Source organism: Phyllobacterium chamaecytisi (genome assembly GCF_020164455.1).
Taxonomy (GTDB): domain Bacteria; phylum Pseudomonadota; class Alphaproteobacteria; order Rhizobiales; family Rhizobiaceae; genus Phyllobacterium; species Phyllobacterium chamaecytisi.
Map to the genome: position 1 here is coordinate 107853 of NZ_JAIQWW010000010.1, position 14647 is coordinate 122499.

General features: G+C 56.1%; 18 protein-coding genes. 8 read left to right on the forward strand and 10 right to left on the reverse strand.

All coding sequences use genetic code 11. The features are described 5' to 3' along the window. Positions 1 to 4: 4 nt before the first annotated feature. The 8 genes from flgG to LB462_RS16775 form a co-directional block, all read right to left on the reverse strand. Positions 5 to 793 (reverse strand): flagellar basal-body rod protein FlgG, encoded by a 789-nt coding sequence (flgG, locus tag LB462_RS16740; protein WP_210004905.1) that lies wholly within the window; start codon positions 791 to 793, stop codon positions 5 to 7. Between the two features lie 9 nt (positions 794 to 802). Next, positions 803 to 1120, reverse strand: coding sequence for a flagellar hook-basal body complex protein FliE (gene fliE / locus LB462_RS16745; RefSeq protein ID WP_224510276.1), 318 nt, complete (start codon positions 1118 to 1120; stop codon positions 803 to 805). Further along, a complete protein-coding gene (gene flgC, locus LB462_RS16750; RefSeq protein ID WP_112532380.1) occupies positions 1120 to 1539 on the reverse strand; it encodes a flagellar basal body rod protein FlgC in 420 nt (139 codons plus the stop codon). Before flgC ends, fliE begins: the two co-directional genes overlap by 1 nt. A gap of 1 nt (position 1540) precedes the next feature. Then, the gene (gene flgB, locus LB462_RS16755; RefSeq protein ID WP_224510279.1) at positions 1541 to 1921 is read right to left on the reverse strand and encodes a flagellar basal body rod protein FlgB; all 381 of its coding nucleotides are present in this window, start codon (positions 1919 to 1921) and stop codon (positions 1541 to 1543) included. Between the two features lie 109 nt (positions 1922 to 2030). Beyond that, positions 2031 to 2603 carry a hypothetical protein gene (locus tag LB462_RS16760; protein ID WP_224510280.1) on the reverse strand — a complete coding sequence of 191 codons (573 nt, stop codon included), beginning with the start codon at positions 2601 to 2603 and terminating at the stop codon, positions 2031 to 2033. After that, entirely contained in the window at positions 2600 to 3949 is a 1350-nt protein-coding gene (gene fliI / locus LB462_RS16765) for a flagellar protein export ATPase FliI (protein WP_224510283.1), read from the reverse strand. The genes LB462_RS16760 and fliI overlap by 4 nt, the downstream gene beginning before the upstream one ends. 40 nt (positions 3950 to 3989) lie before the next feature. Beyond that, positions 3990 to 4715, reverse strand: a complete 726-nt coding sequence (gene flgF, locus LB462_RS16770; protein WP_224510286.1) for a flagellar basal-body rod protein FlgF — start codon at positions 4713 to 4715, stop codon at positions 3990 to 3992. Next, on the reverse strand, positions 4712 to 5494 hold the full coding sequence (locus LB462_RS16775) for a DUF1217 domain-containing protein (RefSeq protein ID WP_224510303.1): 783 nt from the start codon (positions 5492 to 5494) through the stop codon (positions 4712 to 4714). The genes flgF and LB462_RS16775 overlap by 4 nt, the downstream gene beginning before the upstream one ends. A gap of 161 nt (positions 5495 to 5655) precedes the next feature. Here LB462_RS16775 and motA point away from each other — a divergent pair, with 161 nt between their 5' ends. From motA to LB462_RS16810, 7 genes are read left to right on the forward strand one after another with little or no spacing between them, the layout of a single operon-like run. After that, positions 5656 to 6537 carry a flagellar motor stator protein MotA gene (motA, locus tag LB462_RS16780; RefSeq protein WP_370637207.1) on the forward strand — a complete coding sequence of 294 codons (882 nt, stop codon included), beginning with the start codon at positions 5656 to 5658 and terminating at the stop codon, positions 6535 to 6537. A 7-nt stretch (positions 6538 to 6544) separates the two neighbouring features. After that, the gene (locus LB462_RS16785) at positions 6545 to 7483 is read left to right on the forward strand and encodes a FliM/FliN family flagellar motor switch protein (RefSeq protein WP_224510323.1); all 939 of its coding nucleotides are present in this window, start codon (positions 6545 to 6547) and stop codon (positions 7481 to 7483) included. After that, positions 7464 to 7922, forward strand: a complete 459-nt coding sequence (locus LB462_RS16790; RefSeq protein ID WP_224510326.1) for a BAB2_0123 family type IV secretion system effector — start codon at positions 7464 to 7466, stop codon at positions 7920 to 7922. Before LB462_RS16785 ends, LB462_RS16790 begins: the two co-directional genes overlap by 20 nt. A gap of 18 nt (positions 7923 to 7940) precedes the next feature. Then, positions 7941 to 8294, forward strand: a complete 354-nt coding sequence (gene fliN / locus LB462_RS16795; RefSeq protein ID WP_224510329.1) for a flagellar motor switch protein FliN — start codon at positions 7941 to 7943, stop codon at positions 8292 to 8294. A gap of 38 nt (positions 8295 to 8332) precedes the next feature. Continuing rightward, positions 8333 to 9361 carry a flagellar motor switch protein FliG gene (locus tag LB462_RS16800; protein WP_224510349.1) on the forward strand — a complete coding sequence of 343 codons (1029 nt, stop codon included), beginning with the start codon at positions 8333 to 8335 and terminating at the stop codon, positions 9359 to 9361. A gap of 17 nt (positions 9362 to 9378) precedes the next feature. Further along, positions 9379 to 10443 carry an EscU/YscU/HrcU family type III secretion system export apparatus switch protein gene (locus LB462_RS16805; protein ID WP_224510352.1) on the forward strand — a complete coding sequence of 355 codons (1065 nt, stop codon included), beginning with the start codon at positions 9379 to 9381 and terminating at the stop codon, positions 10441 to 10443. 26 nt (positions 10444 to 10469) lie between these two features. Continuing rightward, the gene (locus tag LB462_RS16810) at positions 10470 to 10901 is read left to right on the forward strand and encodes a BspJ family T4SS effector nucleomodulin (RefSeq protein ID WP_224510355.1); all 432 of its coding nucleotides are present in this window, start codon (positions 10470 to 10472) and stop codon (positions 10899 to 10901) included. A gap of 3 nt (positions 10902 to 10904) precedes the next feature. Here the strand turns inward: LB462_RS16810 and LB462_RS16815 are convergent, their stop codons facing one another. Beyond that, on the reverse strand, positions 10905 to 11696 hold the full coding sequence (locus LB462_RS16815; RefSeq protein WP_224510358.1) for a helix-turn-helix transcriptional regulator: 792 nt from the start codon (positions 11694 to 11696) through the stop codon (positions 10905 to 10907). 312 nt (positions 11697 to 12008) lie between these two features. Here LB462_RS16815 and LB462_RS16820 point away from each other — a divergent pair, with 312 nt between their 5' ends. Next, positions 12009 to 13163 carry a DUF3095 domain-containing protein gene (locus LB462_RS16820; protein ID WP_224510544.1) on the forward strand — a complete coding sequence of 385 codons (1155 nt, stop codon included), beginning with the start codon at positions 12009 to 12011 and terminating at the stop codon, positions 13161 to 13163. Between the two features lie 12 nt (positions 13164 to 13175). On the opposite strand, the gene LB462_RS16825 is transcribed toward LB462_RS16820, so the two are convergent. Next, complete coding sequence (locus LB462_RS16825) at positions 13176 to 14513, reverse strand: nucleotide sugar dehydrogenase (protein ID WP_224510361.1); 1338 nt, start codon at positions 14511 to 14513, stop codon at positions 13176 to 13178. Positions 14514 to 14647 lie beyond the last annotated feature (134 nt).

The following is a 14647-nucleotide window of genomic DNA, read 5'->3' on the forward strand; positions in this document are numbered from 1 at the left end:
CTCCTTAGCGCAGGTTCTTTGAAACGACTTGAGCCATTTCGTCCGCAGCCTGAATCACCTTCGAATTCATCTCGTAGGCGCGCTGCGCCGTGATCAGATCAGTGATTTCCTTGACCGGATCGACGTTGGAATTCTCCAGATAGGCCTGTTTCAACGTCGCAAATCCAGGATCGCCCGGGACACCGACAACCGCGTCACCTGAAGCATCTGTCTGCTTGTAGAGATTGTCGCCAAGCGGCTCTAATCCGGCTTCGTTGGCAAAGTTTGCGATCGTCAGCTGGCCGAGATCGACAAGTGCCGTCTGATCGGCCATTTTTGCAAACACCTGGCCCGTATCGGTTATTTTGACCTCGATCGCATCCGTGGGGACAATGATGTTCGGTTCGACCAGATTTCCATCGAGGGTCACCAGTTGGCCGGTACTGTTCGTGTTGAATGTGCCTGCCCGGCTATACAACGTCTCGCCAGCCGGGTTCTGGATCTGGAACCATCCGCGACCGACCAGCGCCACGTCGAACGGATTACCGGTTTGGTTGAGTCCGCCCTGGATATGCAGATTGCGCACCGCCGATGTCTGAACACCCAGCCCGACCATCGCCCCTTCTGGAATAATGCTTTGGTTTGCCGCATTGGGTACGCCTGCCGTCCGTTCCGCTTGATACAGCAGATCCGAAAATTCCGCCTTGGCGCGCTTGAAGCCCGTTGTGTTAATGTTGGCGATGTTATTGGCAATCACTTCCAGATTGAGCTGCTGGGCATTCATGCCGGTTGCAGCAATAGTAAGCGCTTTCATCGTTGATCCTTAGATAGGCATGCGGCTGATTTCGAGATAGGCCTGGACGATCTTGTCGCGGATGGCGATGGCCGTTTGCAGCGACTGTTCCGCATCCATGACCGCATTCACGACGTCGCGGGTCGGCACGTCGCCGGTCATACTCTTCATCGAAACCCCCTCGGCACCTTCAAGCTTATGACTGACCGATCCTGCCAGTTGTGACAGAACATTGCCGAATGAAGACTGGCCAGTGGTTGCAGCGTGGGACGCTGCGCCTGGGGCTACGGTCTCCGCCAAATTCGAGAGGGCGTTACGCGTGGAAACACTGAGAAGTTGGTCTATCATCAGGAATTCCTCAAAAGGTCGACAGTCATGGCAATCAGTTCGCGTGCCTGCTTGACGACTTGGAGATTGGCTTCATAGGAGCGATTGGCTTCACGCATGTCCGCCATTTCAACGACCATGCTGACATTGGGCAATTTCACATAGCCATTGGCATCGGCTGCCGGATGGCTCGGGTCATATTCTTCGGTAAAGGCAGAGGTATCCTTACCGACCTCGGCAATGCGTACTGTTTCGACGCCGGTGGCGCGATCAAGCTCTGTCGCAAAGGAGACCGTCTTGCGTCGATAAGGGTCGCTGCCTGCGGTCTTGCCCGTCGACTGTGCATTGGCCAGGTTTTCCGAAACAATGCGCAGGCGCGTCGATTGGGCGGAAAGACCGGATGCGGCGACTTTGAGGGCGGCTTGCAATGGATCGGACATCTCAGCTCTTTACCGCTGACAGCATCATGCGATGAAACGCTTTCACGATGCTGGTGTTGAGCGAGAACTGACGGTTGATCTCGCCGGATCTCACCATTTCCTCCTCGAGGCTGACCGTATTTTTGGAATGATTTTGTTCGGTCACCGCATCCTTGCGCAGCGCTGTCGCGCTGATGCCGGAGGCATCGATCTCAAGATGTTTGGGATTGGTCGCAGCCATGGTCAGCTGCGTTTGTTCCAGCACGTCCTTGAACGGCTCGACATCGCGCGCCTTGAAGCCCGGCGTATTCGCATTGGCCACATTTCCGGAGATCGCCGCCTGCCTCACCGAGAGCCATTCGGCCTGACGTGATGCCAGCTCGAACAGATGGATGCCCTGCATATCTTTCCTCGCACGTCTGACACGGTTAACTGGCCTTAACCTATGCTTTCAAACTTGCGTGAGACTTGCGGCCCGATGCGCCAGGAACATATGTTCAAAACGACGTTCACTAGTTGGTGCGGCTGATCACATCGCCGTCAGATGTCTTGATCTGCCAACTGTCCTTGCCATCACCGCGCTCGATAGCGACGAGCTTGCTTCCATCCGGGAGGGTTGCGCCTTTTTCGACGAACCAGTAGCCGGTATCGTCTTCGATCATAACCAGGCCGCCAACGATCTCGCGTAACAGAAAAACCGGTTTGCCGGGAAACGGCTGCTTGCTGGCCTCATCGATGCTGGACACCCGGTTTTCCTTCAGATCCGCGGTCGTGGCGGTCGTCATGGGGTCAAATTCCTCGCTCGGTTTGCCCGGCGATGCCCCGTTCCTGCCACGGGTCTCACGTACGACCTTCTGATTGGTCCGGTCGAGCGGATCATTGACTTTTTGGCCCGAGGACATGGGCGTCGATCGCGCATCAAGAATATCGTAGTACATGACGAAGGGCAGTACGAAACTACCGACCGCCAGCGCGAACCCGGCACTCTTCAAATAGCCGTCAAAGCGTTTATCGCGCGGACGAATTAGTCTGGGCTCTGCCGCTGTCGCTGCCGATTTCGCGAGCGGTGCCTGTTGTTTCGTCATGATGGCTCCTTTGGGCGAAGCGATGCCGCAAGGTCGTTGTAAGGGTCTTGCGAGAGTGGCGACGTCGGCGTTTGCTGCATGGCTTCATAGATGAGAGGGACAAGATTGACCGCCTGATCGATGAGAAGGTCGCTACCCGCCTGATACGCGCCGATCATGCGCAGATCGCGCGTTTCTTCATAGCGCGCGACGAGGCCGCGCAGACTGGTCACCAATTTCTGTTGTTCTGTTGTCCAGTTATGCTGTGCAAGACGAGAAACGGAACCGAGAATATCGACTGCCGGGAACCGTCCCCGCGCCGCGATGCCACGATCAAGAACGATATGGCCGTCAAGCGTGCCACGAATGGCATCGGAGATAGGATCATTGTGGTCGTCGCCGTCGACAAGAACCGCATAGATACCGGTAATGGTGCCGCCGCTTTCGAGACCAGGTCCAGCGCGTTCGAGCAGGCGCGGCAGCTGACTGAAAACGCTTGGTGGATAACCGCGCGATACCGGTGGTTCGCCCGCTGCGATGGCGATTTCCCGTGCCGCATGAGCAAAGCGCGTGATGGAATCAACGATCAGCAGAACATTCTCGCCGCGATCCCGGAAATATTCTGCAATCGCGGTTGCCGTATTGGGTGCAAGCCGGCGCATCATCGGGCTTTCATCGCCCGTGGCGATGACGGCGATGGTCTTTTCGAGCTTCCCAGCCATCGTGTCTTCAAGCATGTCCCGCACTTCGCGCCCGCGCTCGCCTGTCAGAGCCAGCACGACCGTATCGAAGTCGGTGGCTTTCGTCATCATGGCGAGCAGTGTGGATTTGCCAACGCCAGACCCGGCGAAAACGCCCATGCGCTGGCCGAAGCACATCGGCATGAAGACGTCGACGACATTGACGCCGGTGCGCAGTCCCCTTTCCACCCGGCCGCGATTCATCGCCGACGGTGCCGGGCAATCCACAGGTTTCGGATCGGTTCCCGCTGATAATGGTCCCTTATTGTCGAGTGAATATCCCAGAGCATTGATTACCCTGCCCTTCCAGTCGGGTGCAGGCGCAATACGCAACGGACCTTCCGGGAAGACCGGTGTTCCAAGCGATGGCACGATGCGGTCATCGAACGGCTTGATCAGCACTCTTGTCTGTTCGAGCCGGACAACCTCCGCCGGGTGGAGCTGGTTGTCCGCGCGGATTGCCACGATGTCGCCGAGTTGAACCTTGTGCGATATCCCACGAACCCCGATGGCGGAGCGCGACACCTCATTGACATAGCCGCCGACAACAACAGGATTTCGCTCCTGGACAATCTGCGACACGATCCTTGCCAGCGTCTCCAGGCTGCCCGTCCGTTGGCGTATCATAGGCAAGGCTGCTGCAAGTGACTGCATGGTCAAACGGCGATCACGTCTTCGATCCGAGCGTCTTTATGGCTTCGGAGAACGTATTCTCACTGCCGCGAAGCAATGCGTCAACGCGTTCGAAAGCGCGTGATACGCTCATCAACCGCGTCATTTCGCTGATTGCGTCTACGTTCGACCCTTCGATCGAACCCTGAATTACACCGGCATTGGGATTGTCGATAGCAGGCTGCGCCGCCAGGCTCGGAATGACTGAGGAATTGTCAAAATAGGTCAGCTTGGCGTTCGGGCTAATGGTAAAAAGACCGATCGCGCCCAGTTGCTTGCCGTTTTGATAGACGGCTCCATCCGAAGAAATATCAGGCGGTCCACCATTTGGATCGATCGTCAAAGGCTGCCCACCCGCATCGAGAATCGGATAGCCCTTCACGGAGAGGAGTTCGCCCGTGGTCGACATCTGCATACGACCATCGCGCGTATAGACCTGACCGGCCGGCGACTGGAGGGAGAACCAAACGTCGCCTTTTGCAGCCACATCGAGTGGATTGCCTGTCTGGGTGATCGGACCGGCTTCGGTCTTGATGTAGCTCTCACCGGCCGTAACGAAACTTGAGTTTTCCGCGGCTTTCGACACCATTGCCTCGAACTTCATGCCCGTGGCGCGAAAGCCAGGCGTCGACATGTTGGCGACATTGTGAGCAAGCGCATCGAGCCGGCGCTCCAGCGAGATTTGCGCCGAAAGCCCAACATAGATTGAATTTTCCATCAACGACCACCCAGCTTGAAGGACTGCAGGGTCGCAAGAATGCTTGCCGATATCCCGATCGTAGAGGTTCCTCCGAGCAGCAAGGATGGTGCGCTCGCAGCGGTGGAAGGATTTTTCATCTCATACATGGCAGTGAACCGCGTTAACAGCTTGTTGAGTTTGGCGGGGTCCTTGAGATCCTTGAGATTAAGTTTGTCCTCGACCAGTTCGGCCTGTCGGTCGATGTCGAGATTGGACATCTGTGCGGGCATGTTGAAGGTTGCCTGGAAGACCTGCAGCAGCGCCTTGTCACCAAGTATCTCGAAAGCATTGGTAATGGTTGGCGCCTTGCGGGCGAAATACAGCGCCAGCCGCACGCCTTCATTCTGCTGGCCCGTTTCGACCTCCAGGGTCTGGCGCACATATTTGTCGACGATGGGCTGCTTCACCTGAGGTTGGGCAGTTGTCTTGTCGCCAAGCTTGACAAAATTGAACGTCGTCGCGAGTTCCTTGTAACGGGGGTCCGTAAGCTTGTTGGCGAAACTGTCGGGATTGTCGATGCCTTCGGTGAGTACCTTGCGGATGAAGGCTTTGGCATAGGCCATATCCTCAAGCCCGAACGCCTTCAATGCATAATTGTACAGCTTCGTGTCTTTCATGAAATCGTCGATGGATTTCACATTGCCTATATTTTTCAGATAATAATCGCTCTCGCGTTGAACGATCGGCTCCTTGGAGACGCGGGCGAGCGAACGCGGCAAGTCGGCGGCAATCAGCCTATAGCCCGTCATCGTATTGATCATGATGCGCCTTTCCTGAAAACGTTTGGCTCATGTTTGTCAAATCAAGCTTGCCTGAAGCTGGCGGTACTGATCCGCGCGCCACAGGGCGAACGCCCATCGCTGCAAGGTTCACGCAAGCCGACGCTGTTAGCGCTCTAACGATAAACGTGCAGGAGAGCGCCTTGGGTATTCTGGTTGGACTCGTCGTGACGATGGGATGTCTTCTCGGCGGATTTATCGCAATGGGAGGCCATGTTGCCGTGCTCATGCAGCCTTGGGAATTCGTCATCATCGGCGGCTCTGCGCTCGGCACCTTCCTGGTGGCCAATCCGTTTTCGGCGGTCAAAGATACAGGTCGGGCCTGTATGGAAGCCTTTACCAACAAGATTCCCAAGCAGCGGGACTACCTTGATGTGCTCGGGGTCCTTTACGCCCTGATGCGGGAATTGCGTGCCAAGTCGCGCAACGAGGTTGAGGTTCACATCGACAACCCAACGGAATCAACAATTTTCCAAACCTTTCCGAGCGTGCTCAAAAACCACGATCTGACGCATTTCATCTGCGATTATTGCCGCCTCATTATCATCGGCAATGCGCGCTCGCATGAGATCGAAGCCCTGATGGACGAAGAGATCCACACCATCTCCCGTGACAAGCTCAAACCCTATAATGCCATGGTCAGCGTTTCCGAAGGCCTTCCGGCGCTCGGCATCGTCGCGGCGGTACTCGGTGTGATCAAGGCCATGGGTGCGCTGAACGAATCGCCGGAGGTGCTCGGCCATTTGATAGGCGCGGCATTGGTCGGAACCTTCGCCGGAATTTTCCTTTCCTATGGCGTCGTCGGCCCGATCGCCACCAAGATCAAGACAACCCGTGAGAAGCAAAACCGTCTCTACATGATCGTCAAGCAGACATTGCTTGCTTATATGAATGGCGCACTGCCCCAAATTGCGCTGGAGTACGGCCGCAAGACTATTTCCGCCTATGATCGCCCGTCCATCGATGTTGTCGAGCAGGAAACGCTGACGCCATCGGCTCCTGCCCCGTTGCAGCAAGCGGCGTAAGACGATCATGGAGGTCGAAGCCGAACAGAGACGACCCGACGCGCTCGCAGAGAACATTCTGCGGGCTGCAGGCCTCTCGGTGGATGATCTTAAATCGCTGGAAGCAGTCTTCCGCGATCTTGCCGGTTCATTCGGTTCAAGGGTTCAAGCTCAAACCGATGTCGCGATAGGTGCGGAATTCATCGGCATTGAATCACTTGAGAAGGATGCGATCAGCGAGAATCTCCTGCGCGCCAGCCTTGTCGGGATGGTTCCGGTTGCCAAGTGGGGATCGCGGCTGATGCTTGCTGCAGATCGCAACTTTATCGATTGCGGTGTAGAAGCGCTGTTCGGTTCCGGCGCGAGTCACGACACTGGCGCTGCGGCGCGCCCGCTGACCTCCGTCGACCTTGGCATCGCCGGACAGATATTCAGCGATGTTACCGCTTCGCTCGATCATATCTTCTCGGCCGGCGGTGAGCCGCTGTTCCAGATCGGCGACCTCGTCGAGACCGAGCATCTTGCACCAGGAGCGGTCACGGAAACACGCATGATCTGCTGCACGATCGCGTTAAAGGCGACCGGACGCTCCGGTCACATCCTGATCCTTTTGCCGCGGTCCAGTTTCAAGCCGATGCAGGAAGCAATTGCCCGGTTGCTTCGCCAGCCTGCCCATCACTCCGATCCTGCATGGGCCAAGAAACTGCGGCTCGAAGTCAGCCGCGCCCGCATCGATGTTGAAGCCTATCTGCAGCAAGGTTCGATGACGCTCGAGCAAGTCGCCCTATTGCACCCCGGTCAGGTCCTGTATTTGCCCAAGGATGCAATCGATCAGGTCCGTCTGCGCAGCGGCAAACAGGCGCTTTACAAATGTCGGCTTGGCAAGGCCGGCAGCGCATTCACCGTACGGATCACCGATTCCGTCAATGAAGAAGAGGATCTCCTCGATGAGCTTGCCGCTGATTAATTTCATTTCGATCGCGCTGACCGCGGTCTCGCTCGTCGTCTTCTTTGCGGCGCTGCGCAGGGCCAACCGCCTCACGACTATGAGCCGCAGCATGGCGCATCAGGTTGCCAGCTCTGCCGCAAACCTGCAGCAGGCGCTCGCGATCCTGCAGGCGGAGCGGGAAACCTGCCGCGACGAGAGCGTCCGGCTTGAGGCCAGGCTGAAGGATTCGGATCGTGTGCGTTCCGAAATCACCCGCGCCATCGACCTCGTCGAACGTGCCAAAAATGATCTCAAGGACAATGTCAGGGTGATGCCGACACCTGTCCAGCAGTCAGATATTGCCCCGGCAACGCCCGCGTCTATTGCAAGGGCCGTACCTGTGGCTCCCGCAAAGAATCTCCCCGTATTCGTCAACCGCATCGTGCGCAGTGCCGATGTGGCAAGCGCCGTCCTCTAACTCTGGGCTCTCCAAATCATGGCCATATCCGACAAGAACTCCATTGAAGACGAACTCAACGAAGCGATCGAAGATTTGAAGCGTGATGATGCGCAGCCAAACCGCAAATCGGCAGGCACGAAGCCCAACATCGATCTCATCATGGGCATCCCGGTGGATGTCCAGGTCGTGCTCGGCAGTACATCGATGCCCGTCGCCAATCTTATGAAGCTTGGCCGCGGCGCCGTTGTCACCCTGGACAAGCAGATCGGCGATCCGGTCGATATCGTTGTCAATGGCAGGGTTATCGCCCGCGGCGAAGTAATCGTTCTTGAGGATGATTCCTCTCGCTTCGGCGTCAGCCTCACCGAGGTTATCGGCAGCGGCATCTGATCGAAAATTCATACCACAACTCTTGGAAGCCGGGCCGCATGAGCGATCAAGAAATACCTCAAAGTTCAAGCGCCATCATGGATCTGTCAGGTCCCGAAAAGGTGGCGGCATTGCTCGTGGCCATCGGGCGACCATCCGCATCGCGGCTTCTCAAGCATTTCACCGCCGATGATCTGCGTTCGCTAGCCGGCCACGCGCGCAAGCTCGAACCGATCACGCCGGGTGATTTCGAAGAGCTGGTCAAGCAGTTCGAAAACGCCTTCGCCGACGGCGCGCCGGTATCCGAGGCCGGGATGCGCTTCGAAGGATTGTTACGCGAAACGCTCTCAGCCGACGAGGCCAGCGCTGTCATCGAGAACCGCCGTCCGGAATTGGTGACGCAGGAGTCGGTGTGGGACCAGCTGCCACGCATTCCAGCCGACGTGCTTCATGCCTATCTGACCGCACAACATCCGCAGGTAAGCGCCTATGTCATTTCCCGCCTGCCGTCCGATATTGCTGCCAAACTCCTGGTTCGTTTCGATGCAGGTGAGCGCAGCGCCATCATCCAGCGCACGTTGCACATTCGTAAGGTTGGTGCAGCCGTTTCGACAATGCTGGAGGGCATCCTGCAGCGCGAAGTCACCGGCAAGGACAACACGGGTTCCGAAAAGAGCCATCATGGAACGATCGCCAATATAATCAATCAGCTGGAAAAATCCGAGATCGACGAATTGCTTGCGGGCCTAACCGATCTTCACGCCGATGATCTCGCCAAGATCAAAGCCAAGCTGTTCACCTTCGAGGATATCGTCCGCATATCGCAGCGCGCGCGGCTCGTTCTTTTCGATGAAATCCAGACCGACGTCGTCACGACAGCCTTGCACGGCTGCGAACCGCAGTTACAGGAACTCATCCTGCAGTCACTGTCCACCCGCGGGCGGCGCATGGTGGAAACCGAACTTTCCAGCCAGACCAACGTCAACGCCAATGCGGTGACAGAAGCACGGCGTGCAATTGCCCGCACGGCTATTGTGCTCGCAGACCGCGGTGACCTCAAACTCGAAGCCGAAGAGCCCGCAGCGTGAGACGAGTTCGCTAGCCAATGGCGGATACGGCCGACAAGGAAAGCAAAACCGAGGAAGCCACTGAGAAAAAAATCAGTGATGCCATCGAAAAGGGCAATCTTCCTTTCTCACGGGAAGCGCCAATCCTCGCTTCGATCCTCGCTTTTCTCATCATCATGGTGTTCGTCGTTGTACCCAGCGGCGCAAAACTTGCTTCGTTTCTTTCCGAACTCATGGATAAATCGGACGATTGGCGGCTGAGCAGTGCCGACGACGCGCGACAATTGTTTGGCATTATCGGCTCAGCCGTCGGCTTGGCCTTGCTGCCGGTCCTCATCATTGTCCCTGGCGCCGGTATCCTTGCATCTGTCCTGCAAAACGCGCCTCGCATTGTCTTCGACCGCATCCAGCCGGAAGCGTCGCGTGTTTCCATTGTAAAAGGCTGGTCTCGTCTTTTCGGTTCAGCAGGCCGCGTCGAGTTCCTCAAATCCACTTTGAAATTTGCCGCCGCGAGCATCATCGTCTTCATGATCTTCTTTAAAGACAGCCATTTCTTCGTCGACGCTATCATCACCGAGCCTGGCCAGTTGCCCGAACTCATCCGCACGCATATCGTGCGCCTGCTTTCCTCCGTAGCGATTGCCGTCACCGTGCTTGCAGCATTCGACCTTGCCTGGACCCGTATTCATTGGCGTAGCGAACTTCGCATGACACGCCAGGAAATCAAAGATGAACACAAACAGGCGGAAGGCGACCCACTGCTCAAATCGCGCTTGCGTTCACTTGGCCGGGACCGCGCGCGTCAGCGCATGATTGCTTCAGTACCGACTGCCACACTGATCGTCGCAAATCCGACACACTTCTCGGTTGCTCTGCGTTACAATCCTGCCAAAGACGGGGCACCCGTCGTTGTGGCAAAGGGTCAAGATATCATCGCCATAAAGATCAGGGAGATCGCCGAGGCGCATGACATACCCATATTCGAGAATATCCAGTTGGCGCGGTCACTTTATAAACAGGTCCAGGTCAATCACGTGATAGCTCCGGAATTTTATAAGGCGGTCGCCGAACTTATTCAATTTGTTAATGGACGCCGTCAATAATTGCCTACATTCAAGCGGATCAGCATATGAAGAGAACACAATTTTCCGTTGCCCGCGTCGGGATCATCTCCGCGCATCTGCAGGAAGTCATACACGATCTTTGCCTGGTGGATGTAGCAGACTATATCGCTTTCATTCGTTGCGAACTGTTCGGCAATATTGCCGACATCGTCAATTCTGCGACGGAACTGACCTTTTACCCGAATACGCTTACCTTCGGCCTCGGTGGCGAGTATTTACTCGACTGGAATTCAACGCCAAAAGTGATGCTTGATCTGGAATTCAGCAATATGGGCGTGAATGCTTATTTCAGATTGACCTTGTCGTCCGATTCAACCGAGATCGACCTGCATCATGTTCGATTCGCCGAAACGGGCAAAAGTCCGGCCGATAATACGGCGCTGCTCGCGGCAGCATTCGACAACGCCCGGCTGCCACAACTGACGACACCCAAATAAGTTCTAGAACCTGCTGGCAATGGCTGGCATCTCGATGACACCCAGGGCCAGCGCTGTCGCCACCGTTGAAGTGCGATTGGAGCAACCAAGCTTATTCTTGGCGTTCTGCAGATAGGTCACTACGGTCCAGCGGGCGATGTTGAGAATCTCGCCAATTTCACCGTCGGTTTTACCGTTGGCGGCCCAGTACAAACAATCCATTTCGCGTTTCGTCAACTGCTTCGCGACGACCGCTGCAAGACCCGGATTACGATTGCCATGCAGCACGTTGTGCAGGCGCGTGGAAACTGTCGCCAACCGCTTTCGCATCCCGTCCACGAATACCACTTCATGTGCCGGTTCAATGTCGAAACTAAAAAGCGTAACGCCGCGGAAACCATGTGCATTCGAAACATCGACCATTAGGTAGAGATTACCCAAACCACGCAACTCGCAATCGCGCAGAAAGTGTCTCGCCTCTATCGACAATCCACCCTCTGCCGAGAGGTTGCGGATGGTGCCAGGTGCGTTTCCATGTTGTCTGGATGCCCTTACGGCATGCATGATTGGATCGATGGCGAAGTAGCTCTTGGCTGCATAGCGCATCACCCATTCCGTCGGCACAGTGGTGAGCACAGATATATCCGGAGCAGGACCGCGATAAGGGCCAGGCTGATCGCTATGGCCAACATGGGTGATGTGACGGCAATTCAGCTGCTGCCTGATGCCAACAAGCATTTCAAGTGTGTCGTGCTTGACGGCCCCACTTATAAAACCTTCTTCGAAATCCGGAAAGTGGGCCAGATTAAAATGCATCGTGGGAGTGAACCGTTCCTCGTGGCAGCAAAATATGCCGGTATCCTCGTTAAAATTTAAAAATTCGAACAGGTTGAAAAGGCACAGAATCAATAACATGCATATGGTTGCACTACCTTTGCCCGAGCACAAGTCGATGAACTATTGTATTCTTTCTTGTCACATTTTTACAACGCAACAGCGATCTCCAGTTGATAGCCCTTATCCTATTGTCCAGTTTAGGAGGCCGTTGTTTTTTCCGTTCTAAGTCCAGACATCGCCCAATGCAGTTCGCCCATCGCTCGCCACTTTGGATTGTGCTAACCCTTGCGCATGATCACAGAAACATCTGGCGACTTCTTTGAAACGCTCCCTGTCTTCGAACACTTCGAGGGTGTTTCCGACCCCGGCAACTATAAGCCACTCCCGGATGACTGGGTGTTGGCAACGGCCGACATTGTTGATTCGACCCTCGCGATCAAGGCGGGACGCTACAAGGCTGTAAACATGGCCGGCGTGAGTGTCATCTCTGCGCTCCTCAACGTGCTCGACAGGAAAAACTATCCCTTCGTTTTCGGTGGCGATGGGGCATTGGTGGCACTACCGGCATTCACCGTTCCGCTCGCTCGTGAAGCGCTGGCAGCTGTACAATCCTGGGTTGCCGATGAACTGCAGTTGAACCTGCGGGCCGCCCTTGTCCCCATGCGCGATATCCGGGCTGAGGGCCTTGATGTGCGGGTCGCCCGCTTCAGGGTGAGCCCCGACGTTTCTTACGCGATGTTTGCCGGAGGTGGGGCGAGTTGGGCGGAAGCGCAGATGAAAGCAGGTGCCTACGCAATCGAACCGGCTCCTTCCGGTACGCGGCCTGACCTGACCGGTCTATCCTGCCGCTGGAATCCGATTGAGGCACGCAACGGCGAAATCGTGTCAATCATCGCAGTGCCGGGGCCATCAGGTGCCGGCAAGGAATTCCAGAGGCTTGTTAGCGATATCATTGCCGTTACAGCCGAGCAAAGCCGCGGCGCCCACCCACTTCCCGCCGAAGGCCCGCCGATAAACTTGTTGATCAAGGGCGTCGATGTGGAAGCGCGGGCCACCGCTCCGGTAGGTAAACGCATTTCCCGCAAACTCGCGATTATCGGACAGATTATTTTAACGTTTCTGCTCGACAGGCTCGGACTTACGGCGGGCGGCTTCGATCCCAGGCGTTACAAAATCGAATTGTCGCAAAATTCCGATTTCCGCAAATTCGACGACGGCCTCAAGATGACCATCGACATCGATGGCCAGCGTTCGCACCGCATCGAAATGCTGCTCGAAAACGCTGCGAAAACGGGCATCGTTCAATATGGCTTGCACCGGCAGGATGCCGCGCTGATTACCTGTTTCGTGCCGACGCCACGCGCCCACGACCACATTCACTTTATCGATGGCGCGATGGGTGGCTATGCTATGGCAGCAAGCAATCTGAAAGCAAAAATGACCTAGGACGTCAACCGGCTACGCCTTCACGACATGCCCGGCCATCAGTCCCAGCCTGGTGAAAACATTGCGCGTATCGAGGATGAGCGGCGCCCATTTCGCAAGAGCAGCATAGTCAACGCGATCATGATCGGTCGAGATCAGAATGGCGTCGTAGGATCTGATTGAAGTCTCGTTGAGGTCCACAGACCTGCGACCCTTCAACGCCATGTATTCACGCGTTGTCGGGATTTCGTCAACGAAAGGATCATGATAATGTGCAGTTCCGCCACGTTCCTCGATGATCTCGATCAGCCGCAAAGACGGGCTCTCGCGGATATCCGGCACATTCTTCTTGTAAGCCAGTCCCAGGACAAGAATACGAGAACGGCTGAGCGCCTTGCCTGCCCGAACATCCAGCGCCTCCGCAAGCTTGCTGACGACATGGCGCGGCATGGCGGAATTGATTTCGCCAGCCAGCTCGATGAACCTTGTCGGAAGCTCATATTCACGCGACTTCCACGTCAGATAAAACGGATCGATGGGAATGCAATGGCCGCCGAGCCCTGGCCCAGGATAGAAGGGCATATAGCCAAAAGGTTTGGTCTTCGCTGCTTCGATGACCTCCCAGACATCAATCCCCATCGCCGCGTAGACGGTCTTGAGTTCGTTGACGAGCGCGATATTGACCGATCTGAAGATGTTTTCCGTGAGCTTGACCGCTTCGGCTGTCGCATTGGACGAAACCGGCACCACGGTTTTTACCGCCGCGCCATAAAAGGCCTGCATCAACGCGCGTGCCTCCTCGCCGTCGCCCGCAACGATTTTCGGGATCGTGGCAGTGTGGAAGTCGCGATTGCCAGGATCTTCGCGCTCCGGCGAAAATCCGAGGAAAAAGTCCGTGCCGGATCTGAGACCGGTTTTTTCCAGGATCGTCTTGACCACCTCGTCGGTCGTGCCGGGATAGGTCGTCGACTCAAGTACGACCAGTTGCCCGGGGCGCAAGGCCGCCGCAATCGAGCGGCAGGTCGCCTCGACAAAGGAAAGATCTGGATCCCGATGTTTCGTCAGGGGCGTCGGCACGCAGATGATGATGACGTCGCACTTTGCAAGTTCGGAAAAGTCACTTGTCGAGGCAAATCTTTTCGCTGCCACCTCGGTTTTGAGAGCCTCGTCCGTTACCGCTTCGATATAGGAGCGCCCCGCATCGAGCGAGACTTTCTTGTCCGGATCGATATCGAAACCGGTAACGGCAAAACCGCTGCGCGCCAGAGTAATCGCCAGCGGCAATCCGACGTAGCCAAGCCCTATAACACCGGCGTGGGCCTGCCGCGTTGAGATTTTAGCGGAGAGGTCGGAAAAAGGGGACGAAGCCAATATGTTCTTTCTTGTACAAGCGCCGCTGCCGGCTATCGGGTCAGTTTTAGATGGCCGCTACGACGTTGGCTGTCAAGCGTGGACGGTCGCGACCTGTCTCGAAGATTTTTCAATAAACCAAACCACATGTCTGT